Origin of the sequence: Duganella phyllosphaerae (assembly GCF_001758785.1) — a bacterium.
Lineage (GTDB): Bacteria > Pseudomonadota > Gammaproteobacteria > Burkholderiales > Burkholderiaceae_D > Rugamonas > Rugamonas phyllosphaerae.
Genome location: NZ_LROM01000096.1, coordinates 37,646 through 63,561, shown reverse-complemented (window position 1 = coordinate 63,561; position 25,916 = coordinate 37,646). Strand labels below are relative to the sequence as shown.

Sequence of the window (25,916 nt, the reverse complement as noted above, 5' to 3'; positions counted from 1 at the left end):
TTTAAACCGCTGCCGCACCGGCGACGATTTCGGAGAGTTCTTTGGTAATCGCAGCCTGACGCGTCTTGTTATAGATCAGCTTCAGTTCACCGATGACGCTACCAGCGTTGTCGCTGGCGGCCTTCATCGCGACCATGCGCGCCGATTGCTCGGACGCCAGATTTTCCGCGACCGACTGGTACACCAGCGCTTCTACATAGCGCTCGAGCAGTTCGTCAATCACCGCAGCCGCGTCAGGTTCGTAGATGTAATCCCAGTTGTGATTACCTGCGTCCGCCTGTTTCGTGGCAGCTGGCAGTGGCAGCAACTGCTGCACGACCGGCTCTTGCTTCATGGTGTTGATAAACTTGGTGTAGCAGATGTACACGGCGTCGACTTCACCGTTCTGGAATTTCTCGAGCATGACCTTGACAGGTCCGATCAATTTTTCCAGGTGCGGCGTGTCGCCGATCTGGGTCACTTGCGCGACCACAGGAACGCCTACGCGATTCAAAAACCCCAAACCTTTGTTACCGATGGCAACTGCCGCAATCTTGTTGCCAGCTGTTTCCAGCTCGCGGGATTTCTGCGTCACCATGCGCAAGATGTTGGTGTTCATACCGCCGCACAGACCTTTGTCGGTGGTAACGATGATGAAGCCAACTTTCTTGGCCGATTCCTTTTGCTCTTCAGCCAGGAACGGGTGCGTGTATTCCGGATTGGCGGCGGCCAGATTGGCGGCGATATTGCGAATCTTTTCACTGTAGGGACGGGCGGCGCGCATACGGTCCTGCGCTTTGCGCATTTTCGATGCGGCAACCATTTCCATCGCCTTCGTGATCTTCTTCGTATTTTCTACGCTCTTGATCTTGCCACGTATCTCTTTGCCTACTGCCATGAGTCCTTACTCCTTCTGCGCTGAGGACGGCGCCGGGGCAAGCCCGGCGCCGTCAAGCACCTTAAAATGCGCCGGATTTCTTGAAGTCGGCAATGGCGGCAGCCAGCGTTGCTTCGCCGTCTTTGTCCAGTTGCTTCGACGATTCAATCTTCGACAGCAGGTCAGCTTGCTTGGTCTTCAGGTAAGCGTGCAGGCCGGCTTCGAATGGCAGTACTTTCTTCACTTCGACGTCGTCCAGGTAGCCCTTGTTCACAGCGAACAGCGAGGCAGCCATCAGCGAGATCGACAGTGGCGAGTACTGGGCTTGCTTGAGCAGCTCGGTGACGCGGGCACCACGGTCCAGCTGCTTGCGGGTCGATTCGTCCAGGTCGGACGCGAACTGCGCGAACGCAGCCAGTTCACGGTACTGGGCCAAGTCGGTACGGATACCGCCGGACAGGTTTTTGATGACCTTGGTCTGGGCAGCACCACCAACGCGCGACACCGAAATACCGGCGTTAATCGCAGGACGGATACCGGAATTGAACAGCGAAGTTTCCAGGAAGATCTGACCGTCGGTAATCGAAATCACGTTGGTTGGCACGAAGGCCGACACGTCGCCAGCTTGCGTTTCGATGATCGGCAGTGCGGTCAGCGAACCGGTCTTGCCGGTGACGGCGCCGTTGGTGAAAGCGGACACGTAGTCGGCGTTCACGCGGGCTGCGCGTTCCAGCAGGCGCGAGTGCAGGTAGAACACGTCGCCTGGGTACGCTTCGCGGCCTGGTGGGCGGCGCAGCAACAGCGAAATCTGACGGTAGGCAACTGCTTGCTTCGACAGGTCATCGTACACGATCAGGGCGTCTTCACCGCGGTCGCGGAAGTATTCGCCCATGGTGCAACCCGAGTATGCCGAGATGTACTGCATGGCAGCCGATTCCGACGCGGTGGCCGCGACGACGATCGTGTATTCCATGGCGCCGTGCTGTTCCAGCGAACGCACGATATTCTTGATGGTCGACGCTTTTTGACCGATCGCCACGTAGATACAGGTCATGCCCTGACCTTTTTGGTTGATGATCGCATCAACTGCAACGGCGGACTTACCGGTTTGACGGTCGCCAATGATCAGCTCGCGCTGGCCACGGCCAATTGGTACCATCGCGTCGATCGATTTCAGGCCGGTTTGCATCGGCTGCGAAACGGATTCACGGGCGATAACGCCCGGTGCGATCTTTTCGATTGGCGAGGTCATCTTCGCATCGACAGGACCTTTGCCGTCGATCGGCTGGCCCAGGGCGTTGACCACGCGGCCACGCAGTTCAGGACCGACTGGTACTTCCAGGATGCGGCCGGTGCACTTGACCGTGTCGCCTTCCGAGATGTGCTCGTAAGCACCCAGGATCACGGAACCGACGGAGTCGCGCTCCAGGTTCATGGCCAGGCCGAAGGTATTGCCCGGGAATTCCAGCATCTCGCCTTGCATTACGTCCGACAGACCGTGGATGCGGCAGATACCGTCGGCTACGGAAATCACCGTGCCTTGATTGCGCACTTCAGCGCCGCTGTCAATGCCTTGAATCCGGCTCTTGATCAGCTCGCTGATTTCAGATGGGTTGAGTTGCATGCTAACTCCTAATTTAGTTCTCTCCGCTTGCGCGAGGGTATGTTTGGTCTGCCGTAGCCAGCGGGTTCTTACTGAACCAGCGCGACGTGCATCTGTTGCAGCTTGGCGCGGACCGAAGTGTCGAGCACTTCGTCGCCCACTACCACGCGCACACCACCGATCAACGATGGGTCGACCGTGACAGTCGGGTTAAGCTTGCGGCTGAATTTCTTTTCCAGCGTGGCGACCAGATCGGACAGCTGGGCGGCGCTCAGATCGAACGCGCTCGTGATGTCAGCATCCGCAGCACCTTCTGCACCATTTTTGAGCAGTTGGAACTGGGCGCCGATTTCCGGCAGCAATTCGATGCGGCCATTGGCGACCACCATGCCGAGGAAGTTGTTCGCTTCTGCGGTCATCGGCGATTTCACCAGCGACGCGATGGTGGCGGCGAGTTCGCTCTCCGACACTTTCGGATTGCGGGCATAGTCCTGCACATCGGCATTGCTGCCGATCTGGGCCATTTCGGACACCAGATCGGACCACTGCGCGAGGTTGCCGGCTTGGGCTACGCGGAAGAGGGCTTCCGCGTAAGGACGGGCGACGGTTGCGAGTTCAGCCATGATTACAGCTCAGTCGCGAGGCGGGCCAGCAGGTCGGCGTGGGCCGACGCGTTGACTTCGCGCTTCAGGATCTGCTCGGCGCCTTTGACCGCCAGGTCGGCTACCTGGGCGCGCAGTGCTTCGCGGGCCTGGGTAACTTGCTGATCGGCTTCTGCCTTGGCTTGCGCAATGATGCGGTCGGCTTCAGCTTTGGCGTTGGTCTTGATTTCTTCTGCGACCAGTTGCGCACGCTTTTCTGCGTCCGCGACGCGCTGGGCAGCTTCGTCACGGGCGGAGGTCAGGGCTTCGGCAGCGCGCTTTTCAGCGACTGCCATCGAAGCCTTGCCTTGGTCGGCTGCTGCCAGACCATCGGCGATACGCTTGGCACGCTCGTCCAGCGCGGTGTTCAGCGCCGGGAATACGAATTTCATCGAGAACCATACGAGCACCGCGAAGGTGATCATCTGGCCGATGAGCGACATATTAACGTTCATACCTTGCTCCTAATTAGTTTCCCCGGTTGGAGCAGTATTACTGGCCAGCGGCGGCGATAACAGCGGTCAGGAATGGGTTGTTGAACGTGAACAGCAGAGCAACACCAACGCCGATCATCGAGATCGCATCCAGCAGACCAGCGATAACGAACAGCTTGGTTTGCAGTTGTGGCATCAGTTCTGGTTGACGTGCCGACGCTTCCAGGAATTTGCCGCCCAGAATGGCGAAGCCCAGTGCGGTGCCGATAGCGGCCAGGCCAATGATGATAGCGACTGCCAGAACGGTCATGCCTTGTACTTGTGCGATCAGAGCTTGCATATATTTCTCCTAATTTAAAAAACGAAAGATACTAAAAAATAAAACGAATCAAGTTGGTGATTAGTGCTTCTCAACCGCAAGGGCCAGATACACAACCGTCAACGCCATAAACACAAAAGCTTGCAAAGTTACAATCAAGATGTGGAAGATTGCCCATGGACCACCCAACAGCCACTGCGCCCACCAAGGCAACAACGCGATCAAGATGAAGATCAGTTCACCGGCGTACATATTGCCGAACAGTCGCAGGGCCAGCGAAACTGGCTTGGCGAACAGTTCAACCATTTGCAGCAGGAAGTTGACAGGTGCCAGCAAAATGGCGGCGAAGCCGGTTGCATGGAATGGCGCCGTGAACAGCTCCTTGGCGTAACCGCCGAGGCCCTTGGCTTTGATCGAGAAACCGAAGATGCACAGCAGGACCGACAGCGACAGCGCGAAGGTCAGGTTGGCATCGGCGGTTGGTACCACACGCAGGTTGTACACGCCGAAGAACTCCAGTGCCTTCGGCAGCAGGTCCACCGGCAGGAAGTCCATGGCGTTCATCAGCCATACCCACACGAAGATGGTAATGGCCAATGGTGCGATCACCGCGCTTTTGGCGTGGAACGCGCTATTAACAGTGTCGTTGACCAGTTCCATGACCAGTTCGACGAAGTTTTGCAGCTTGCCCGGCACACCAGCGGTGGCGCGGCGCGAAGCCATGTAGAAGACACCGAGGAAAATCGCGCCCAGGATGGCCGAAACCCAGAACGTGTCCAGGTTAAACATGCCATCGCTGGTTTGCAGATGTTGCAAGTGGTGCTTGATGTATTCTGTGGCGTTAGCCGGGGCTGAGTGCCCCCCGTGTTCAGTGGTCATAATGTCGTCAGATTTTGTTAATTAAACTGCAAGCAGTGCAAACCAATACGCCATGGTTGCTACCGCGAATCCCAAGATCAGCCATAACCAAGCGGCCGATGAAAATAGCACCAGCGCGACAATAAACAGCGCTGCAGTGACGGAAAACTTGACCATTTCCGCGCGAAAATGCGTCCGGAAAGTCTTTTTTGGATCATTCGTTGCGCCCATGACGATCATCGCGTACACCAGGCTCCCGATGACTGCGATTGCTCCGCCATAGGCGGCCGACCATGCTTTGAGTACTCCACCGAGGTTCCAGGCGAGCAAGGCGAACCCAGTTGCGATGGCCAACTGGAGGGCGACGACTTTAAACATCGGCCTGGAAACACTCGTCGTTTTACGCACTGCGAGCTCCAAAAAAACACCGATAAACTCAAAGACGCGTGATTATATGTGTCTTTCATGTATCACGTCAAACATGGTGCACCGCACCAGAGCATTTAGTGCGTGAATGAGACGCTTTTATAAACATTTCCAAACGCGTTGCACCACTTTGGCGCCAGATGGGGTAAAAGAGGAAAATGAGCAGTTGATTCCCAAAAATCAACAGTGCCGCCAAGATCCGTCATCCGCGCGCAGGCGGGGTTCCATAGACCATCTGAGTTGATGCTCAGCATGGATCCCCGCTTTCGCGAGGACGACGAATTTCTGGCAATACCGTGAACTACGCCCGCAGTCTTGCCAAAACACCATCGAGAATGTCGAGGTCGGCAAAATCGATGATCATCTGGCCGCGCCCCTTGCTGCCCATCTTGAACACCACCGGCGTGGCCAGCTTGTCCGATAGTTCTTCTTCCAGCCTGGTGATATCTCCGGACTTTTCCTTCTGGCGCGCTTCGGTCGGCGCCGCCTGCTGTTCTTCCAGCGTGCGCGTCACCAGTTTTTCGGTTTCGCGTACCGATAGCCGTTTGGCAACGACCGTGTTGGCCAGGTTGATTTGCGTGGCAGCATCGACCGCCAGCAGCGCGCGCGCGTGGCCCATGTCGATATCGCCGGCCATCAGCATGGTTTGCACGCTGCTGGCCAGATTCATCAGGCGCAATAAATTGGACACGGCGCTGCGCGACCGACCGACGGCGTTCGCTGCCTGCTCGTGGGTAAAGCTGAAATCGGTGATCAGGCGGTGGATACCTTGCGCTTCCTCCAGCGGATTGAGATCCTCGCGCTGCATGTTCTCGATCAGCGCCATGGCGGCGGCGGCCTGGTCGTCGACGTTGCGTACCAGCACCGGCAATACTTCCAGCCCGGCCAGTTGCGCCGCGCGGAAACGCCGTTCGCCGGCGATGATCTCGTAGGTGACCGCGCCGGTCAGCGGGTCGCTGCCGACCGGGCGCACCAGGATCGGTTGCATGATGCCCTGGGTTTTGATCGACGCGGCCAGTTCCTGCAGGCCGCCCTCGTCCATGCGCGTGCGCGGCTGGTATTTGCCGGCCTGCATTTGCGTGACCGGCAATTCGGACGGCGTGTTGGCGTCAGGCGCCTTGTCGTCGCCGCCGAGCAGCGCGTCGAGGCCGCGCCCCAGGCCTTTGAGTTTTTTGGTTGCCATATATATGTATGAAGAATGCGTTACATTTTCTTGATGCGTTCGACCATCTCGGCGCCAAAGGCGATATACGCCTGCGCGCCCTTGGACGATGGATCGAACGTGACGCCGGGCATGCCATACGACGGCGCTTCAGCCAGACGCACGTTGCGCGGGATGATGGTTTTGAAGACCTTGTCGCCGAAGTGCTGTTCGAGCTGGGCGGACACCTGCTGCGACAGCGTCATGCGCGGATCGAACATCACGCGCAGCAAGCCGATGATTTTCAAGTCCTGGTTCAGGTTGGCGTGCACCTTCTTGATGGTGTTGACCAGGTCGGACAAGCCTTCCAGTGCGTAGTACTCGCACTGCATCGGGATGATCACGCCGTGGGCGGCGCACAGGCCGTTCAGGGTCAACATCGACAGTGCGGGCGGGCAGTCGATCAAAATAAAATCGTAGTCCTGGTCCACTGCCGCCAATGCCAACTTGAGGCGCCGCTCGCGGTTGTCGAGCACCACCATCTCCACCTCGGCGCCAGCCAGTTCGCGGTTCGATGGCAGCACGTCGAACCTGCCTGCCTCCGAACGCAGGCGCGCGGTGGCCACGTCGGATTCGCCCAGCATCACCTCGTAGGTGGAGGCGGCCAGGCCGGCCTTGTTGATGCCTGCGCCCATGGTGGCGTTGCCCTGCGGGTCCAGGTCCACCAGCAGCACGCGCTGGTTCAGCTTTGCCAGGCCGGCCGCCAGGTTGACGGTGGTGGTGGTCTTGCCCACCCCGCCCTTCTGATTCGCTACGCAGAAAATTTTCGCCATGTATTTGTTATCGTCTTTTCTCTTTAATTATTTATACCGTTTAAACGATTTATACTGTTTATTTCGCATAAATCATTTATATCGTTTAAATGATTTACACCGTTTCGGTTTGCTCTGATTTGATGAACACCAGATGACGCTCCGCCTCCAGCCCCGGCACCTGCAAAGGCTCCAGTTTCTGCACCTTCCACGGCTCTGGCAGTCGTTCGCGTTCTTCCGCTGGCGCCGTGCCTTTCAAGGCGATGAATTGGCCGCCCTCTTCCAGCAGATGCCCCGACCAGTTGACGAAGTCCGACAGGTCGGCAAAAGCGCGCGAGGTAATCACGTCGAACTTGGTTTTCACTTCCAGCTGTTCCACGCGCTTGGTGTACACCGTCACGTTGGTCAGTTCCAGCTCCGCTTTGACCTGGTTCAGGAAAGCAGTTTTCTTGTGCACGGTGTCAATCATCGACACGTTCATGTCGGGCCGGCTAATGGCCAGCACCATGCCTGGCAAACCACCGCCCGCGCCTACGTCCAGCACGTTTTTGGCGCCTGCGAACGCCGAAACGGCTGCCAGGGAATCGAGCAAGTGCAGCGTGACCATCTGCAGCGGATCGCGCACCGACGTCAGGTTGTACACCGAGTTCCACTTGTTGAGCAGGGCCAGGTAGTCGAGCAATTTTTCGACCTGCACTTCGCTCAAATCGAGCGCGAGGCCGGCGATTCCGGTGCGTAAAACATCAGCGACGACAGCGCGATCGAACACCTTCATTGCACCACCTCGTCTTTCATCTCCTTGTTGAGGAAGCCGCCGAAGCCCACTTTTTTCAGGTGTACCAGCAGCAGCGAGATCGCGGCCGGGGTTACACCGGAGATGCGCGAGGCCTGGCCCAGGGTTTCCGGACGCTGGGCGTGCAGCTTCTGGCGCACTTCCACCGACAGCGCAGTGATGTCCAGGTAGTTGAAACCCTCGGGCAATTTGAGGTTTTCGTAGTGCTCGTGACGCTCGACTTCCTTGGTCTGGCGGTCGATATAGCCCGAATATTTGAGCTGGATTTCGATCTGTTCGCGCACCGCGTCGTCGGTAACGCCCGGACCAGCGAGGTCACGACCATCAATGCCAGCCAGTGTCATCAGCTTGTCGTAGCCCACGCCGGGACGGCGCAGCAGGTCGGCCAGCGAGTATTCGCGCTCGATGGCCTGGCCAATCACGCGCTCCGATTCGGCAGCTTCGACGATGCGGGGATTGATCCACGTGGAACGCAGCCGCTCGAGTTCAAGAGCGACAGCCTCGCGTTTGCGGTCGAACGACTCCCATTGGGCGTCGCCAACACAGCCCAGTTTGCGGCCGATTTCGGTCAGGCGCATGTCCGCATTATCTTCGCGCAGGCTCAAACGGTACTCGGCGCGGCTGGTAAACATGCGGTACGGCTCCATCACGCCTTGCGTGACCAGGTCATCGACCATCACGCCCAGGTACGCTTCCGAGCGCGCCGGGGTCCATGCTTCTCGGCCCTGGGTTTGCAGCGCGGCGTTGATACCTGCCAGCATGCCTTGGGCTGCCGCCTCTTCGTAGCCGGTAGTGCCATTGATCTGGCCAGCGAAATACAGGCCAGCGACGGCCTTGGTTTCCAGCGACGCTTTCAGGCCGCGCGGGTCGAAATAATCGTATTCGATGGCGTAGCCCGGACGCAGGATGTGGGCGTTTTCCAGTCCCTTCATCGAGCGCACCAGGGCGATTTGCACGTCGAACGGCAGGCTGGTAGAGATGCCGTTTGGATAGAATTCGTGCGTGGTCAGGCCTTCCGGTTCCAGGAAAATCTGGTGCGATTCTTTCGAGGCGAAGCGGTGAATCTTGTCTTCGATCGACGGGCAATAACGCGGGCCCACGCCTTCGATCACGCCCGTGTACATGGGACTGCGATCAAGGCCGGCACGGATGATGTCGTGCGTTTGGTTATTGGTGTGGGTGACCCAGCATGGCAACTGCTGCGGGTGCATGGCGGTGTTGCCCATGACGGAGAACACCGGTACCGGATCAAGGTCGCCCGGCTGTTCGGCCATCTGCGCGAAGTCGATCGAGCGGCCGTCGAGGCGCGGCGGCGTGCCGGTTTTCAGGCGGCCTTGCGGCAGTTTCAGTTCCTTCAGACGAGCCGACAGCGAGATCGCCGGTGGGTCGCCAGCGCGGCCAGCGGAGTAATTTTGCAGGCCGACATGGATCTTCCCGTCGAGGAAAGTACCAGCGGTGAGCACCACGGCAGGCGCCAAGAACTTCAGGCCGATCTGGGTGACGGCGCCAACCACGCGGTCGCCCTCCACCATCAAATCATCGACGGCCTGCTGGAACAGCCACAGGTTGGGCTGGTTTTCCAGGCGAGAACGGATCGCTGCCTTGTACAAGATGCGGTCGGCCTGGGCGCGCGTGGCGCGTACTGCCGGGCCTTTCGAGGAATTCAAAATGCGGAACTGGATGCCCGACTCGTCGGTAGCGATCGCCATGGCGCCGCCCATGGCATCGACTTCCTTGACCAGGTGGCCTTTGCCGATACCGCCGATAGAGGGGTTGCAGGACATCTGGCCCAGTGTCTCGATGTTGTGCGTCAAGAGCAAAGTCTTCTGGCCCATGCGGGCGGAAGCAAGTGCGGCCTCGGTGCCGGCATGACCACCGCCGACAACGATGACGTCGAATGAAGTTGGAAATAACATGATGGAATTTTTTAAAGCGGAGGGAGTAAGGTCAAATTATAGAGTCTTTTTGTAGCTGCGACTTTTTTAGGCAAAAATATTCTGCTTTTGTTCCACGTGAAACAATGAAAAAAAGCGCTGGTCTGTCGATCAGCGCCCTTCTTTTCACACGGGTGTTGGTTCCACGTGAAACATCACGTCATGTCTACCATCTGAGGTAGGCGTCGTAACCGGTCTTGGCAATCAGTACCGACACCACGATCAGGAACAGTTTGCGCACGAAGCCACTGCCGTGTTTCATCGCCAAGCCAGTGCCAATCACCGAACCGGCGATCTGGCACACCGCCATCATCAAGCCCAGTTGCCACAGCAAGTGTCCGCTGTAACCAAACCACACCAGGGCAGCAAAGTTACAGGCGACGTTGACAATCTTGCTGACGGCGGACGCGCTGAGGAAGTCGAAGCCGAACACGCGCACGAACAGGAACACCAAAAAGCTTCCAGTGCCGGGGCCGAAGAAGCCATCATAAAAGCCGATTGCCGAACCAATGATCAGCGCCAGCGTTTGCTCCTTGCGGCCAGTGTGGAGCGGCGCGTGCACCGAGCCCAGGTCTTTCTTGGCAAAGGTATAGATCGCCACCAGCAGCAGTACCACCGGCAAGGCCGTGCGCAGAAAGTCTGGCGATACCTTGGTCACCGTGTAGGCGCCAAGGAAGGAGAAGATCAGCGCCGCAAACGCCGCCGGCGCAGCGACGCTCCAGGCCACCACAACCCGGCGCGCATAACTGACTGCCGCCACGCTGGTGCCGAAGATCGACGCCAGCTTATTGGTGCCGATCAAGGTGGCCGGCGCGGTGTTGGGGAACACCGAGAAAATCGCCGGCATCTGGATCAGCCCGCCCCCGCCCACCACCGCATCGACCAGTCCCGCGCCAAATGCGGCCACACCCAAAATCAAGTAATCCACTACTGCCGCCGTCCGTCCATTGATCAAGGCTGTATTGTACGGAACAACCGGTCTCAAGCTTGATGCCGAGATGGCATGGCCCCGGTGAGGGAAGCAAAGACGCAACAGGCCGGCAGCGCCAGCGGTATCACAATCGGCCGCCTGCGCTACTTGCAGGCGATGCCGATTCGGCATAGATGCTGGCACTAGTGATGTGAAAAGCGGCAGCAGGAAACGCTGCCACCTCGTCCGATTTACTGCGGCACATCCACCGTCGCAGCGCTCACCGTGATCGCGTTGGCCGGCGCCGGTGCACCCACGAACGGCGGCAAGTTCGCCTCCGTCAGCGGCACGGTGTTGTCAGGTCGCGTAGTGGTGCGTACCACCTGCGACGGCGGCAGCTGCGCATTGCTGCGCAAGTGCGCCATCATCGCGTCGAGCGCGCGGAACAGGTACACGTTGAGCGGGATCACGTATTGCGGCAGCGCCGTGGTGAGCACATCGAAATGGTTGCCGTTAGTAACTTCGATGTAGCGCAGCTTGCTCGACGAACCTTCCGCTGCGGCGTTCAACCCCAGGTAAGCGCGCGACGTAAAATTCACCACCATCATGGTGTCGCTGCGGCCGTGAACGATGATTGCCGGCTTGCCGTTCAACTTGCCATTTGCAACCACCTCGGCTGCGCCCTGGCGTACCCGTCGGCTCTGCTCGGCCAAGGCGCCGGTCAACGCATTGCCATTGACCGGATCGATGCCGGTGGCCAGCGCGCGCAGGCACAGGAAACCGTCGAGCGACTGATCGGCCAGGTTGGTGCTGGGCGAGACACCGAGCGCATACGACCGCGCGCCACCGGCCGAGTCCTCGTAGATCGGCGTGCCGATGATGCCGTTCTGGGTGGCGAAGCTGGCCGCCTTTTGCGCCGGCGTGAAGACGGTGGGCAAGCCTGCCGCATCGACCGGGGCGAAGGTAAAGCCGCACACCTTGTCGGTGGGAGCGAAGCGGCCGTAGGCAAAGCTGTAGGTGACGGCGACCAGCACATTGGTCGGCGAGTACGTCGCCTGCAAAGGATCGGACTCCGGCAGCCAGCCATAGGCACGCAGCCGCGCCCGTGCATCGAGCTGCTGCGCCGCCAGATCGGCGCCGGCCAGCAAGCCCTTGGCGGCCAGCGCCGTGCAGCGCGCGGCCGTGGCTGCGGTGGCGGCGATGCACGGCTGGTATAACGCGGCATAAGTGGAATAGTCGATCAGCAGCTTGCCCTGCCCTGTCACCGGCGCGCCGTTCTGCCGTACCGAATAGCTGGTGGCGTCCTTGGGCTGGATCTGCGGCTCACTCACCGCCAGGCCGGTGATCAGGCCCTTGCGATCCTGCTCGGCCGCCAGCAGCGCCGCCGCGGCGCCGTTGGAAATGCTCGAGCCGATGGTGATGGTGTTGCGCGGCGTGAAGCGCACGCGGCGGCCCTTGCCATCCTTGCTCACTTCGCCGTACTTTTCGTTGAGCGCATAAAACGCGAACTCCACCGATTGCAACACGTGCATGCCCCAGTCCTTTTCAGGATTCTGTTGCGAGTGCGCGTGCTTGGAGGCGATGCGGCCCGGGTAGGCGGCAGCAAACGCGGCGCGTTCGGCGTCCGTAATGGTCGGCGCGAAATTGGCGTTGAGGGCGGCCGTGGCACGCGGCGCACGCACGCCATTGCGCAGGTTCACGCTGTCGTCTTCGAACGTGTACAGGCCGGTGCCAGTGCCCTTGTCGGTATAGGCCACGGCACACTTGTGCGTGAGTCCCCACTCGCCCGAGGTGGCGATGGCGCCGTACACACCGCGCGAACCGCTCGAGGCGCCGGTGATGATACAGGGGTTGGTAACGTCAAAACTGTCCGGTATCTGCACCATCACTGTGACGTTCTGCTTGCCGCTGCCGTCGTCGGCATAGGCAATGTACTCGGTGCCGGCGATCTTGCCCTCGCCCGTGGTCGGTACCCCGTTGATATCGACGTTGGGCCCGTACAGGCGGCCGTAACCGGCGGTGGGATTGACGTCGGCGATCGCCCGGTAATTGAAATAGATGGCGTTGCGGCGCAGCTCGGCCGGGGTGGGATTGAGCGGGTCGGCGTAACCGGGCGCCGGCGCGGCGGCGCTCAAACCCGAGGCGCCCAGGCCGCCGGTGAGCAAATCGTCGGCGACGCCATCGTAGGTGGCGACAGTGATTCCGCGCAAGTAGCGCGGTGCTTCGTTCGGTTCGCCTTGGTGATGGTGACCGTGCGAGCCGCAGCCAGCCAGGGCCATGGTGGCGACGGCTGCGGAGACGGCCGTCACAAGTGTCGTGGTTTTCATGTTCATCCTCCAGGTTAGTCAATAACGGACGGAAAGGCTCCCTCCAGCCCCTGCTGCCAGAACTTAACCCGCCCGAATGGAAAACGCCGGGCAGATCGCCCGGCGTATGTGCTGCATCATGTTTCAGTCAAATGACGATCATGCCGTCTTGATGACCGGCTTCTTTCGGGTCCAGGCAAGGAACTCGCCGATGATGCCGCGCCGGAACGCCAGCACGCAAATGATGAAGATCAGCCCCACCACCATGTTCACTGCCTCGCCGATCGTGGTGAACCATTCGATGCCACTGACCGACGACAGGTAGATGCCCCAGTCGCCCAGCTTGTTCTCGAGCATGATGATGATCAGCGCGCCAAGGATGGGGCCGGCCAGGGTGCCCATGCCGCCCACCAGGGTCATCAGCACTACCAGGCCAGACATGGTCCAGTGCACGTCGGTCAGGGTTTCGAAACCCTGCACCAGCACCTTGAGGCCACCGGCCAGGCCGGCCAGCGCGGCCGACAGCACAAAGGCCAGCAACTTGTACTTGTCCACGTCGTAGCCGAGCGAGACCGCGCGCGGCTCGTTTTCCTTGATCGCCATCAGCAGCTGGCCGAACGGCGAGTGCACCGTGCGCACGATCAGGGCAAACGCGCCGACCGCCAGCGCCAGCACGAAGAAGTACAGCGTGAGATCGCTGCCGAGATCGATCATGCCCAGCACGCTTCCACGTGGAACGCCCTGCAAGCCATCCTCGCCGCCGGTAAAGCCGCCGGCGCGCAAGGCGACAAAGAACACCATCTGCGCCAGCGCCAGCGTGATCATGGAAAAGTAAATGCCCTGGCGCCGAATTGCCAGGCCGCCCATTACCAGGCCCAGGCCGGCGCCGGTGAGCAGGCCCATGGCCAGGCTCAGCTCGACCGGCCAGCCCCACACCTTGAGAGCGTTGCCCACCACATAGCCGGCGCCGCCAAAGAACGCCGCGTGGCCGAACGACAGCAGGCCGGTAAAGCCGATCAGCAGGTTGAAGGCGCAGGCAAACAGCGCAAAGCACAGCAGCTTGGCCAGGAATACCGGGTAGCCGATAAACGGCGCCGCCAGCGCAACGGCCAGGGCCAGGGAATAACCGAGTTTCTTGTTCATGAAGGACCTCTTATTTTTCTTTACCAAACAACCCGGCAGGACGCAGCAACAGCACCACGATCATCACCAGGAACACGACCGTCGAGGAAAACTCCGGGTACAGCACCTTGGTCAGGCCCTCGATCACGCCGAGCCCGAGGCCGGTCAGAATCGAGCCCATGATCGAACCCATGCCACCGATCACCACAACGGCGAACACGACGATAATCAGGTTCTGACCCATCAGGGGCTGGACCTGGATGATCGGCGCCGCCAGCACCCCGGCAAAGCCCGCCAAAGCGACCCCGAAGCCGTAGGTGAGCGTGACCATCAGCGGCACGTTAACGCCGAACGCTTCGACCAGCTTGGGGTTTTCAGTGCCGGCGCGCAGGTAAGAGCCGAGCTTGGTCTTTTCGATTACGTACCAGGTGGCCAGGCACACCACCACGGAGGCGACCACCACCCAGGCGCGGTAGTGCGGCATGACCATGAAGCCGAGGTCGCTGGCGCCAGCGAGCGCATCGGGCGTCTGGAACGGCTGGCCCGAGACGCCGTAGAACGAACGGAACAGGCCTTCGACCAGCAAGGTGATGCCAAAGGTGAGCAGCAGGCCGTACAGGTGGTCGAGCTTATAGAGCCAGCGCAGCATGGTTTTTTCCACGATCACGCCGAACGCGCCCACCACCAGGGGCGCCAGCAACAACATACACCAGTAGCTGAGGCCAAAATAGGTCATCCCCATCCAGGCCACGAAGGCGCCCATCATGTACAGGGCGCCATGGGAAAAATTGATCACGTTGAGCAGGCCGAAGATCACTGCCAGGCCCAGCGATAGCATCGCGTAGAACGAACCGTTGACGAGTCCCAGCATTAGCTGGCTCAACCAGACGGTCAAGGGGTAGCCGAATATTTCCATGAGATCACTAACTTAAAATCGCCTGCTGCATGGGTATCGCACCAGGCGGGGGTCGGGAGGGAGGGTAAAAAAAACCGGGGGACCTGGCGGCCTGCCCCGGCAGTACTCGTTACATCATTTCCACAGGCTGCACTTGGTTTCCGCCTTGGTGGCGTAGGCCTGGTCGCCAGGAATGGTGGCCACCACCTTGTAGTAGTCCCACGGATATTTCGATTCAGACGGTTTTTTTACTTCCATCAAATACATATCGTGGACCATGCGCCCGTCCGGACGGATCACGCCGTTCTTGGCGAACATGTCGTTGACCTTGTTGGCCTTGAGCCAGGCCATGACCTTGTCGGCATCGTCGGTGCCGGTGGCCTTGACCGCTTTCAGGTACTGGGCGGCAGCAGAATAATCGGCCGCCTGCAGCATCGACGGTGATTTCTTCATCTTGGCAAAATATTTCTTGGACCAGGCCCGGGTATCGTCGTTCTGGTCCCAGTACCAGCCGTCGGTCAGGTACATGCCCTGGGTGAGGTTGAGCCCGAGCGAATGGACGTCGTTGATGAAGATCAGCAGGCCGGCCAGCTTCATTTTCTTGGTAATGCCGAACTCGTTGGCAGCCTTGATGGCGTTGATGGCGTCGCCGCCAGCGTTGGCCAGTCCCAGGATTTGCGCCCCCGACGCTTGCGCCTGCAGCAGGAACGACGAAAAGTCCGACGCCGACAGCGGGTGTTTAACGGCGCCCATCACCTTGCCGCCAGCCGATTTCACCACGTCGGCCGTGTCTTTTTCCAGCGACTGGCCGAAGGCGTAATCGGCGGTCAGGAAGTACCAGTTCTTGCCGCCCTGCTTGACGATGGCGCCACCCGTGCCGCGCGCCAGGGCGATGGTGTCGTAGGCGTAGTGCACGGTGTACGGCGTACACTCTTCGTTGGTGAGCCGGGCCGAGCCGGCGCCGATCGAAATAAACACTTTTTTCTTTTCCGCCGCCACCTTGGCCATGGCCAGGCTGGCGCCGGAATTGGTGCCGCCGATGAGCATGTCCACGCCCTGCTGGTCGAACCATTCGCGCGCCTTGGAGGCGGCAATGTCAGCCTTGTTCTGGTGGTCGGCCGAAATGAATTCGACCTTCTTGCCGGCGACGACCGCGCCGGCATCGGCGATCGCCATCTTGATCGCTTCGGCGCCGCCGGCGCCGTCGATGTCGGTGTAGAGGCCGGACATGTCGGTGATCATGCCGATCTTGATGGTGTCGCCTGAAATTTGCGCCTGCGCGCCATAGGACAGGCATAGCGCGCAGGCGCCAATCATTGCTTTGCGTTTCATGGTGTCTCCCGAGGTAGTTCGAACAAAAATGCGCTACACGCCGAGAAGCTCCGTCAACACTGGCATCTTGGCGCTGAGTTCGGATGCAACAAAGGTCTCGACGATCTGACCGTGTTCCATCACATAGAACCGGTCCGCCAGGGGCGCGGCAAACCGGAAATTCTGTTCCACCATGACGATGGTGTAACCGTTGGCCTTGAGGGTCTTGATCATGCGCGCCAGGCCTTGCACGATCACGGGCGCCAGCCCTTCCGAGATTTCATCGAGCAGCAGCAGCCGGGCGCCGGTGCGCAGGATGCGCGCCACGGCCAGCATTTGCTGCTCGCCACCCGAGAGCCGGGTGCCCTGGCTATGCTTGCGTTCTTCGAGGTTGGGAAACATGGCGTAGATATCGGCCACCGACATGCCCTGCTTGCCGCCAGCGAGTTGCGGCGGCAACAGCAGGTTTTCCTCGGTGGAGAGCGACGCGAAAATGCCGCGCTCCTCGGGGCAATAGCCGATGCCCAGGTGGGCGATCTGGTGGGTGGGCAGGCCGATCGCCTCCGATCCATTGACCTTGATCGAACCCTTGCGCGCGCCGGTCAGGCCCATGATGGCGCGCAGAGTGGTGGTGCGACCGGCGCCGTTACGGCCGAGCAAGGTGACCACCTCGCCCGGCTGTACGCGCAGATTGACGTTGTGCAAGATGTGCGATTCGCCGTACCAGGTTTGCAGGTTGCTGATGTCGAGCGCGGCTGTCATCAGTGCGCTCCTTCGAGTTCCTGCGCATGGGCCCCTTCGGCGCCAGCCTCTGTGCCCATATACGCTTCCATTACCTGCGGGTTGCGCGACACGTCGGCGTACGTGCCTTCGGCCAGCATGCAGCCACGCTGCAGCACCGAGATGCGGTCGCAGATGCCAGCCACCACTTTCATATTGTGTTCGACCATCAGGATGGTGCGCCCGGTGGAGACTTTTTTGATCAGCTCGGTAACCCGGTGCACGTCTTCGTGGCCCATGCCCTGGGTGGGTTCGTCGAGCAGCATCAGCGCCGGTTCCATGGCCAGGGTGGTGGCAATTTCCAGCGCGCGCTTGCGCCCGTAAGGCATGTCGACCGTAATGGTGTCGGCGAAACTGGCCAGGTCGACTTCGGCCAGCAGCGCCATGGCGCGGTCGTTGAGGGCGTCGAGCTTGCGTTCGCTCTGCCAGAAATGGAAGCTGGTGCCGAGCTGGCGCTGCAAGCCGATGCGCACGTTTTGCAGCACCGTCAGGTGCGGAAATACGGCGGAAATCTGGAACGAACGGATCACGCCCATGCGCGCAATGTGCGCCGGACTGGCCGCCGTGATGTCCTTGTCGTTGAACAGGATGCGGCCGGACGTGGGGACCAAAAACTTGGTGAGCAGATTAAAACAGGTGGTTTTGCCGGCGCCGTTGGGGCCGATGAGAGCGTGGATGTGGCCACGCTGTACGCGAAGATTGACGTCGCAAACGGCTTTGAAGCCGCGAAATTCCTTGGTCAAATTCTGTGTTTCTAGAATAAAGCCTGACATCCTGTCTCCTTGTATTTTTATGCAAGGTACTGCCTTTTTTTCAGATCATACACAGTAACAAAATGGTCAACAATACGGTATAAATACGAGGATTGTTTGATCTGGATCTAGTCAGACACCCTTATGCTGATTGGGTTTCTTGATGAGCACGGCTGTTTTTCCACGCGAATCGGTATGGAAAAAAGAGAATGACTGGAGGGTGTTTTGCGCTGTGGATAACCTTATGGATATCCACAGGTGTGAATTGTGCGTAAACAAAAATTTTCTGGGGACGCCATTTTTTATCCAAAAACAGTGCCTGTCCGCATACACAGTTTACGCGCCCGGTTCTACAGCGCGTAAACGCCTGATTTTAATCCAAAATAAGGACTTATCCACAGAAAAGTGTCCACGTAAACAACTACTACTATTCTTTATATACATCTTTAGAGTAAACCACAGCAGCGCCAGCGTTATACTCGGCTTGCCACCCACCGCCTTGGAGACCGATTGTCATCCTTGCCTGCCCAACCGCGATCGCCTGCCTACCTGCGCTTTCGCCGTCGCTTGCTCACTGGCCTGTGTTTAACAGCTGCGCTCGCTATCACGGTGGTCATCGCCCAGGTTCGCACGTCCTATGTCGAACGTGAGCAGGCCATGCGAAGCCAGACCGATCACTACGCCAAAGCGATGGAAGCGTATGTGTTGCACGCGCTGCAATCGGTGGACCTGGCCATGATCGGTTTTGCCAATGCCATCAAGGTGCTGCCCAACGCGCAAAATCGTGCCGCCGTTTCCGAGTTGTTGTCCGCTCGCGCAGCCAATTTCAACGCCGATTACTGGCTTTCTTTCCTCGATACCAAGGGCAACGTGATTGCCACCTCGCTCGATATCGACATCGAGGGCCACAACTATGCCGAACGCGACTACTTCAAGGCCCATCTCGACAACAGCCATGGCAACCGCCCGTTCATCGGTGCGCCGGTGATCGGCAAATACACGGGCGCCAAGCTGTTTTTTGTCAGCCGCCGCGTGGAAAATGCCAAGGGCGAATTCATCGGGGTACTGCTGGCGCCGCTCGACGTGCGGCGTTATGCGGCACTGTTCGACAATTCGCGATTTACCGCCGATATGTCGATCACCCTGCTCTACCGCGACGGCCGGGTGATTGCCCGCTCGCCGCTGTTCGAGCAATCGTTCGGACGCGACCTGTCTGGCGGCGAACTGTTCCGGCAACTGCGCAACGGCAATTCAGGTACTTATAAAGCCGTCGGCATCGTTGACGGCTTGCACCGTATTTACAGTTACCGCGTGTTCGAGCAGTTGCCGCTGATAATGCTGGTCGGAAGCAGCGACGCCGATGCGGTACGCCAGCGCGACCGCAGCTACCTGGTGGCCGGCGCCGGCCTGATTTGCCTGTTGTTCCTGATGACGGCCGGTGGAATATTCTCGCTGCGCACCCATGCACGCCAGGAAGCACGCGAGTTGCGCATCCGCGCACTGCTGGGCGAGAGCCGCGAGATGGAGCAAAAGCTGCGCGCCAACGAAGAATCGATGAAATTGTCGGCGCTGCTGTTCCACAATATCGGCGAAGCGATGATGGTGACCGACGCCGGTGGCCGCATCCTCACCGTCAATCCGGCGTTTTCTTTACTCAGTGGTTACACCGAGCAGCAAGTGATCGGCCGCCGCAGCTATGAGTTGACCGCCGGTCGCGAAGGGGTCGAATTTTTTGCGAAGATGGCAAAAACCATTCGCGACACGGGCCAGTGGGACGGTGAAGTGTGGCACCGGCACCAGGACGGCACCGAGTACCTGGCAAAAATCCGGTTCGACACCGTCCACGACGACTTCGGCCACCCGTTCCGTTACGTTGTGCTGCTCAGCGATGTGACCGAAAAAAAGGCATCGGAAGAACGGATCTGGCGCCAGGCCAACTTCGATACCCTGACCGGGTTGCCCAACCGGCGCATGTTCCACGAGCGCTTGCGCCAGGAAATGAAAAAATCGGACCGCGCCAGGCTGCCGATGGCGATATTGTTCGTCGATCTCGACCACTTCAAGGAGGTCAACGACACCATGGGCCACGACAAGGGCGACCTGCTGCTCAAACAAGTGGCAGAACGGCTGACCGCATCGATGCGCGGCACCGACGTGGTGGCCAGGCTTGGCGGTGACGAGTTCATCGCCCTGCTTGGCGAGCTGCGCAATCCGCCGGACGTGACCCGCACGGCAAAAGAAATCCTTAAAAAGATGAGCACGCCGTTCGACCTGGACGGTGACGGCCAGCAGATTGCCAACATTTCCAGCAGCATCGGCATCGCCTTGTACCCGCAAGACGGCAAAGATATCGAAACACTCATGAAAAACGCCGACCAGGCCATGTACGGGGCCAAGGAAAACGGTAAAAACCGCTACCAGTACTACGCTTCTGTGGATAACGTTCTGGATATCCACAAGGATCGATGTGAGTAAGCACCGATTCGATCCACCACCGCCATTTTATGCAGAAATTGTCCTGCAACTGGTACAGCGCTTATGCGCCTGCTTGTAAAAGTTGTAAACAGCTGATTCGTAAACGTATACAGAACTTATCCACAGCTTTGAACGCGTTTACTACTACTATTATTTTATATAAATTCTTTGTAAACAACGTAAACAGCAAAAGCCACGGCAACGCCAAAAAACCGCAAAAACCACCCCAAACCGGGTAAACCACGCGCCTGCTCATGGTCTGAAGTCCGTTCTGCACGTAAAAAACGCCTTAAAATCGACCGTTTTGAACGCTGCGCTGTGGACAAGGGCGTGGCAATCCACAGGCAACACGCCTGTACACCTCCAAAAACAGGGAAAAAACATGCGTCTTGGCATCATCAGTGCGCTGGCAGAAGAACAGCAGGGGCTACTGGAAGCCCTTGAGAGCCCCGTCACGCGCGTTCACGGCATGCGTGAGTACACGGCAGGGACACTGTGGGAAATCGACGCTGTGTGCGTCCTGTCGCGAATTGGCAAGGTTGCCGCTGCCATGACAGCGGCGATCCTTGTGGAAAAGTTCGGAGTTACCCACATCGTCTTCACCGGCGTTGCCGGCAGCGGCGATGCGCAGGTGAATGTCGGCGATATCGTGGTGGCTGACAGCCTGGTTCAGCACGACATGGATGCGTCGCCGCTGTTTCCTCGTTTCGAGGTGCCATTGACGGGCCTGACGCGCTTTGCCACCGACGTGGCACTGACCGAGCGTTTGGCGGCAGCGGCTGCCAAAACCACGCGCGTGCATCGTGGCCTGATTGCCAGCGGCGACCAGTTCATCGGTCGCCTGCAACAGATCACCGCGCTGAAAACCGCCCTGCCCGACTTGCTGGCAGTGGAGATGGAAGGCGCTGCAGTGGCGCAAGTGTGTTTCGAGCTGGGCATCCCGTTCGCCGTGATCCGCACCATTTCCGACAATGCCAACGACGAGGCGGCCGTCGATTTCCTGCATTTCATTCAAACGGTGGCGTCGCGCTATGCCCACGAAGTGATCGAGAACTTCTGTAAAAATTGATTGGACGGAAGTTGCAGGCAAACCGTCATACCCGTGCAGGCCGGTATCCAGGTTATGCAAGCAAAAAAAAGGCCGGCAAACGCCGGCCCCAAGGGTCTACAACAGGTTCCGGACTACACCGACAGCGTCATCAGGCTGGCATTGCCACCTGCCGCCGTGGTATTGACGCACAGGGCCCGCTCAGCGAGCAAACGCCACAGGGGGATACCATCCTCGGCAGTGGTATCGATTAGGCTCGCCAGGGCCCCTTCCCGGGCCGCCAAACGCATATGCAGGCTTGCCGCCAGTTGCGATTCCACCAGCGCCACCTGGAATGGACCGTCGACGCTGTCGCTGGCGCGGACTATGCGGTCTTTCACTGCCGTCGGCAAGTCGGTTGGCAACAGGCTTGCCGCCTCAAACATCACCAGCGCCGTGTTACCGGTGGCCAGCACCGCTGCCAGTTGATTGAGCAGCGCCGGCTGGGTAGTGGCTGCGCACAGCACTGCCCCGCGCGGCAGCAGCGCCAGGGTATTGCGCTCGCCGGTAGGACCGGGCAGCGTGCTCAGGGTGCCCAGCAGGCTGGTGCGGCTGTATTGCTCGATCAGTGCCGCCAGGCGCTGCTGGCCGTGCAGGTTGGCCCAGGCGGTCAAGGCATCGAGCGCCGGCGTTGGCTGGCGCTGGTGGGTGGTGGTCGCGACCGCGTTGCGCTGCAGGCGTTTCAGGTACAGCGGGCCGCCAGCCTTGGGACCGGTGCCCGATTTGCCTTCGCCGCCGAACGGCTGCACTCCGACCACGGCGCCGACGATGTTGCGATTGACATAAATATTGCCGACATGGGCGTTGGCCGTGATGAAATCGATGGTTTCATCGATGCGCGAATGCACGCCCAGGGTCAGACCGAAGCCGGACGCGTTGATTTGCTCGACGAGTTTCGGCAAGTCGGCGCGGCGATAGCGGATCACGTGCAAGACCGGGCCGAACACTTCGTGCGTGAGTTCGGCCAGCGAGCGGATTTCCAGCACCGTCGGCGGCACGAAGGTGCCTGCCGTGATCACGTGCGACGGCAAGTCGAGCGAGAAGTAGTTGACCGCCGTGCTTTTCAGTTTGTTGATGTGCGCCAGCAGGTTCGCTTGCGCCTCGGCATCGATCACCGGTCCGATATCGGTGACCAGGCGGTCCGGGCTGCCGACCTTGAGCTCCTGCATCGCGCCCTTGAGCATGTGGATGGTTTTCTCGGCAATATCTTCCTGCAGGAAGAGCACCCGCAGCGCCGAGCAGCGCTGGCCAGCGCTGTCGAATGCCGACGAAATCGCATCCTGCACCACTTGCTCGGGCAAGGCCGACGAATCGACGATCATGGCATTCTGGCCGCCGGTCTCGGCGATCAGCGGAATGTCGCAGTGTTCAGCAGCGGCGCGCTTGGCCAGCGTGCGGTTGATCAACTGCGCCACCTCGGTCGAGCCGGTAAAGATCACACCTTTTACGCGCGCGTCGGCAGTCAATGCTGCACCGACCACTTCGCCGCGGCCCGGCAAAAATTGCAGCGCGGCGCGCGGGATGCCCGCTTCGTGCAGCAACTCCACCGCGCGGAACGCAATCAGCGGGGTCTGCTCGGCTGGCTTGGCCAGCACCACGTTGCCGGCGGCCAGCGAGGCGGCGACCTGGCCGGTGAAAATCGCCAGCGGGAAGTTCCACGGGCTGATGCAGGTGACCGGGCCCAGCGCCAGCAAATTGGTGGCGCCAGCCACTTCAGCTGCGTAGTAACGCAGGAAGTCGACCGCTTCGCGCAGTTCGGCTATCGCGTTCGGCAAGGACTTGCCGGCTTCGCGGATGGCCAGGGTCATCAGTTCCATGGCGTTCGCTTCGAATAGCTCGGCGGCGCGATTGAGCGCAGCCGCGCGCATGGCCGGCTCGGTGGTTTGCCAGTCCATGGCGAAATGGCTGGCGCCGATCAGCGCCGATTCCACGTCGGCAGCGGTCGCTTCCACCAGCTGGCCCACCACATCCGTGCGCTGGGCCGGGTTGGTGATGTTCTGAATCGGCTGGCCGGCAGAGACGCCACCGGCCAAGAGCGGCATGGCATGCCAGCTGCGCGGGGTTGCGAGCGCGGCGGCGATCTCGCGCAACACATCTTCGTTGGCCAGGTCGAAACCGGCGGAGTTTTGACGCTCGGCGCCGAACATGGCCAGCGGCAAAGCAATTGCCGGGTGCGGCAAGCCGCCCTGTTCGCGCGCCTGGGCGACCGGATCCTTGATCAGGGCTTCGACGGGAATCGCTTCATCGACGATCTGGCTGACGAACGACGAGTTGGCGCCGTTTTCCAGCAGGCGCCGCACCAGGTAGGCCAGCAGGGTTTCGTGGGTGCCCACCGGGGCGTAGATGCGGCACGGCTTGTCGAGGTTGTCCTTGCCGACCACCTGGTCGTACAGCGACTCCCCCATGCCGTGCAGGCACTGGAATTCGTAGTCGGTCACGCCGTCGCGCTGGGCCCAGGTGTAGATGGTGGACAGCGTTTGCGCGTTGTGGGTGGCAAACTGCGGGTAGATCACGTCGGTGGCGGCCAGCAGGCGCTGGGCGCACGCCAGGTACGACACGTCGGTGTACACCTTGCGCGTATAGACCGGGTAGCCGGGCATGCCATCGACCTGGGCGCGCTTGATTTCCGCATCCCAGTACGCCCCTTTGACCAAACGGACCATGAATTTGCGGCCGCTGCGGTGGGCCAGGTCCACCAGGTAGTCGATCACGAACGGGCAGCGTTTTTGATACGCCTGCACCACGAAGCCGATGCCCTCGAAGCCGGCCAGCGCCGGATCGTGGGCCAGCGCTTCCATCAGGTCCAGCGACAGTTCCAGGCGGTCGGCCTCTTCCGCATCGATATTGAGGCCGATATCATATTGCTTGGCCAGCAGCACCAGCGCGCGCACGCGCGGCAGCAGTTCGGCCAGCACGCGGTCGCGCTGGGCGCGGCTGTAGCGCGGGTGCAGCGCCGACAGTTTGACCGAAATGCCGGGGCCGTTGCGGATGCCGCGCCCGTTCGAGGCCTTGCCGATCGCGTGGATGGCGGTCTCGTACGAGGCGTAGTAATTCTTGGCGTCCTGCTCGGTCAGCGCCGCCTCGCCCAGCATGTCGTACGAATAGCGGTAGCCGCGCGCCTCGTTGGGCTGGCCATTCTTGATCGCCTCGCCGATGGTCTGACCGGTAACGAACTGGTTGCCCAGCATGCGCATGGCCAGATCGACGCCTTTGCGGATCAGCGGTTCGCCGCCTTTCGAGATCAGCTTGGTCAGGGCCGAGCCGAGGCCGGTTTCGCTGTTGGTCGAGACCAGCTTGCCGGTGATGAGCAAACCCCAGGTGGCCGCGTTGACGAACAGCGACGGCGACTCGCCGAGATGCTTGCGCCAGTCGCCCTTGCTGATTTTGTCGGCAATCAGGCGGTCGGCGGTGGCATTGTCGGGAATACGCAACAGCGCTTCAGCCAGGCACATCAGCGCCACACCCTCTTCCGACGACAGCGAAAACTCGTGCATCAGGGCATCGACACCGGACGCGCGGGTGCGCTGCTGGCGCACCGCGCTGACCAGTTTATGGGCCAGCTGGCGCGCTTGTTCTACGCTGGCGCCGTCGTGGTTGGCGACCTGGCCGAGCAGCCACTGCACGGCAGTGATTTCATCGCGCCGGTAGGCTGCCGTCACTGCGGCGCGCAGGGGAATCGGGTCGCGCAGGATCTCCGCCTGGAGCGCTGCGAAAGGGGTGAAAACGGTCGGTTCTGCTGCGTGCATGAAAATACTTTCAAGTATGAATGAACGCAGTCCACTTACAAAAACACGCCCTGCAAGCGGGTAGCTTGAGGGCGTGAAGATGGTTGATTCTGGGTATCGAATCGGTGAACTGCTGATGATTCGATTGTAAAGTGTATTCTTTCGGATTAATTCTGGTATTACAGGGGACTAGCAATAGATTGTTTTTAGTGCGACAATTTAACCAAATAATATTTATTTGGGAGTCCCCTGAAATGTTAGACAAGATCAGCAAGAAAATCTTGATGGAGTTGCAGAGCGATGGCCGCATCAGCAATGTGGAGCTGGCTGCGCGGGTGAACCTGTCGCCGGCCGCTTGCCTCGAGCGCGTGCGCAAGTTGCACGAGTCGGGCTACATCATGGGTTACACCGCGCAACTCAACCCGCAGTTGCTCGACGTATCCCTGCTCGTCTTCATCGAAGTGGTGCTCGACCGCACCACGCCCGAAGTGTTCGACGCCTTCAAGCACAGCGTGCAGGTGATCCCCGAAGTGCTCGAATGCCACATGGTTGCCGGCGGCTTCGACTACCTGGTCAAAGCCCGCGTCAAGGACATGGCAGCGTACCGCGAGTTCCTCGGAAAAACCCTGCTGCAAAAAGGCGTGCGCGAAACCCACACCTATGCGGTCATGGAAGAAGTCAAGAATACCACCAAGTTACCCATAAAATAGTACTACCAATAAATAAATCCGGACGC

Annotated in this window: 22 protein-coding genes; 3 read left to right on the top strand and 19 right to left on the bottom strand. The window is 59.9% G+C overall.

The window, feature by feature from the left end:
- Position 1: 1 nt before the first annotated feature.
- From atpG to DUPY_RS17415, 18 genes are all read right to left on the bottom strand, one after another.
- Positions 2 to 877, bottom strand: coding sequence for a F0F1 ATP synthase subunit gamma (gene atpG / locus DUPY_RS17500; protein WP_070249672.1), 876 nt, complete (start codon positions 875 to 877; stop codon positions 2 to 4).
- 61 nt (positions 878 to 938) lie between these two features.
- Positions 939 to 2,480 (bottom strand): F0F1 ATP synthase subunit alpha, encoded by a 1,542-nt coding sequence (gene atpA, locus DUPY_RS17495; RefSeq protein WP_070249671.1) that lies wholly within the window; start codon positions 2,478 to 2,480, stop codon positions 939 to 941.
- Between the two features lie 68 nt (positions 2,481 to 2,548).
- On the bottom strand, positions 2,549 to 3,082 hold the full coding sequence (locus DUPY_RS17490; RefSeq protein ID WP_070249670.1) for a F0F1 ATP synthase subunit delta: 534 nt from the start codon (positions 3,080 to 3,082) through the stop codon (positions 2,549 to 2,551).
- A 2-nt stretch (positions 3,083 to 3,084) separates the two neighbouring features.
- Positions 3,085 to 3,555, bottom strand: coding sequence for a F0F1 ATP synthase subunit B (locus DUPY_RS17485; protein WP_026637682.1), 471 nt, complete (start codon positions 3,553 to 3,555; stop codon positions 3,085 to 3,087).
- 37 nt (positions 3,556 to 3,592) lie between these two features.
- Positions 3,593 to 3,874, bottom strand: coding sequence for a F0F1 ATP synthase subunit C (gene atpE / locus DUPY_RS17480; RefSeq protein WP_019924044.1), 282 nt, complete (start codon positions 3,872 to 3,874; stop codon positions 3,593 to 3,595).
- A gap of 60 nt (positions 3,875 to 3,934) precedes the next feature.
- Positions 3,935 to 4,732 (bottom strand): F0F1 ATP synthase subunit A, encoded by a 798-nt coding sequence (gene atpB, locus DUPY_RS17475; protein ID WP_026637683.1) that lies wholly within the window; start codon positions 4,730 to 4,732, stop codon positions 3,935 to 3,937.
- Between the two features lie 21 nt (positions 4,733 to 4,753).
- Positions 4,754 to 5,119, bottom strand: a complete 366-nt coding sequence (locus DUPY_RS17470) for an ATP synthase subunit I (protein WP_229255411.1) — start codon at positions 5,117 to 5,119, stop codon at positions 4,754 to 4,756.
- Between the two features lie 319 nt (positions 5,120 to 5,438).
- Positions 5,439 to 6,320 (bottom strand): ParB/RepB/Spo0J family partition protein, encoded by an 882-nt coding sequence (locus DUPY_RS17465; RefSeq protein ID WP_070249668.1) that lies wholly within the window; start codon positions 6,318 to 6,320, stop codon positions 5,439 to 5,441.
- 20 nt (positions 6,321 to 6,340) lie between these two features.
- Positions 6,341 to 7,111 (bottom strand): ParA family protein, encoded by a 771-nt coding sequence (locus tag DUPY_RS17460; RefSeq protein WP_070249667.1) that lies wholly within the window; start codon positions 7,109 to 7,111, stop codon positions 6,341 to 6,343.
- A 94-nt stretch (positions 7,112 to 7,205) separates the two neighbouring features.
- A complete protein-coding gene (gene rsmG, locus DUPY_RS17455) occupies positions 7,206 to 7,865 on the bottom strand; it encodes a 16S rRNA (guanine(527)-N(7))-methyltransferase RsmG (protein ID WP_070249666.1) in 660 nt (219 codons plus the stop codon).
- Positions 7,862 to 9,799 carry a tRNA uridine-5-carboxymethylaminomethyl(34) synthesis enzyme MnmG gene (gene mnmG / locus DUPY_RS17450; RefSeq protein WP_070249665.1) on the bottom strand — a complete coding sequence of 646 codons (1,938 nt, stop codon included), beginning with the start codon at positions 9,797 to 9,799 and terminating at the stop codon, positions 7,862 to 7,864. Before mnmG ends, rsmG begins: the two co-directional genes overlap by 4 nt.
- A 184-nt stretch (positions 9,800 to 9,983) precedes the next feature.
- Positions 9,984 to 10,745: a sulfite exporter TauE/SafE family protein gene (locus DUPY_RS17445; RefSeq protein WP_208600063.1), complete on the bottom strand. Its 762-nt coding sequence runs from the start codon at positions 10,743 to 10,745 to the stop codon at positions 9,984 to 9,986.
- 233 nt (positions 10,746 to 10,978) lie between these two features.
- Positions 10,979 to 13,054, bottom strand: a complete 2,076-nt coding sequence (locus DUPY_RS17440; RefSeq protein ID WP_070249695.1) for a 3-hydroxybutyrate oligomer hydrolase family protein — start codon at positions 13,052 to 13,054, stop codon at positions 10,979 to 10,981.
- Positions 13,055 to 13,192: 138 nt separating this feature from the next.
- Positions 13,193 to 14,176, bottom strand: coding sequence for a branched-chain amino acid ABC transporter permease (locus tag DUPY_RS17435; protein WP_070249664.1), 984 nt, complete (start codon positions 14,174 to 14,176; stop codon positions 13,193 to 13,195).
- Positions 14,177 to 14,186: 10 nt separating this feature from the next.
- Positions 14,187 to 15,071 carry a branched-chain amino acid ABC transporter permease gene (locus DUPY_RS17430; protein WP_070249663.1) on the bottom strand — a complete coding sequence of 295 codons (885 nt, stop codon included), beginning with the start codon at positions 15,069 to 15,071 and terminating at the stop codon, positions 14,187 to 14,189.
- A 114-nt stretch (positions 15,072 to 15,185) separates the two neighbouring features.
- Positions 15,186 to 16,382, bottom strand: coding sequence for an ABC transporter substrate-binding protein (locus tag DUPY_RS17425; protein ID WP_070249662.1), 1,197 nt, complete (start codon positions 16,380 to 16,382; stop codon positions 15,186 to 15,188).
- Positions 16,383 to 16,415: 33 nt separating this feature from the next.
- Positions 16,416 to 17,123 (bottom strand): ABC transporter ATP-binding protein, encoded by a 708-nt coding sequence (locus DUPY_RS17420; RefSeq protein ID WP_070249661.1) that lies wholly within the window; start codon positions 17,121 to 17,123, stop codon positions 16,416 to 16,418.
- Positions 17,123 to 17,914 carry an ABC transporter ATP-binding protein gene (locus DUPY_RS17415; protein ID WP_070249660.1) on the bottom strand — a complete coding sequence of 264 codons (792 nt, stop codon included), beginning with the start codon at positions 17,912 to 17,914 and terminating at the stop codon, positions 17,123 to 17,125. Before DUPY_RS17415 ends, DUPY_RS17420 begins: the two co-directional genes overlap by 1 nt.
- Positions 17,915 to 18,550: 636 nt before the next feature.
- Between DUPY_RS17415 and DUPY_RS17410 the strand changes: the two genes are divergently transcribed.
- Together DUPY_RS17410 and DUPY_RS17405 are read left to right on the top strand one after the other, a co-directional pair.
- Positions 18,551 to 20,368, top strand: a complete 1,818-nt coding sequence (locus DUPY_RS17410) for a sensor domain-containing diguanylate cyclase (RefSeq protein ID WP_071651664.1) — start codon at positions 18,551 to 18,553, stop codon at positions 20,366 to 20,368.
- Positions 20,369 to 20,750: 382 nt separating this feature from the next.
- Positions 20,751 to 21,437: a 5'-methylthioadenosine/adenosylhomocysteine nucleosidase gene (locus DUPY_RS17405; RefSeq protein WP_070249658.1), complete on the top strand. Its 687-nt coding sequence runs from the start codon at positions 20,751 to 20,753 to the stop codon at positions 21,435 to 21,437.
- 113 nt (positions 21,438 to 21,550) lie between these two features.
- Here the strand turns inward: DUPY_RS17405 and putA are convergent, their stop codons facing one another.
- The gene (gene putA / locus DUPY_RS17400) at positions 21,551 to 25,201 is read right to left on the bottom strand and encodes a trifunctional transcriptional regulator/proline dehydrogenase/L-glutamate gamma-semialdehyde dehydrogenase (protein ID WP_070249657.1); all 3,651 of its coding nucleotides are present in this window, start codon (positions 25,199 to 25,201) and stop codon (positions 21,551 to 21,553) included.
- 233 nt (positions 25,202 to 25,434) lie between these two features.
- Here putA and DUPY_RS17395 point away from each other — a divergent pair, with 233 nt between their 5' ends.
- On the top strand, positions 25,435 to 25,890 hold the full coding sequence (locus DUPY_RS17395; protein ID WP_008443393.1) for an Lrp/AsnC ligand binding domain-containing protein: 456 nt from the start codon (positions 25,435 to 25,437) through the stop codon (positions 25,888 to 25,890).
- The last annotated feature ends 26 nt before the right edge of the window (positions 25,891 to 25,916 follow it).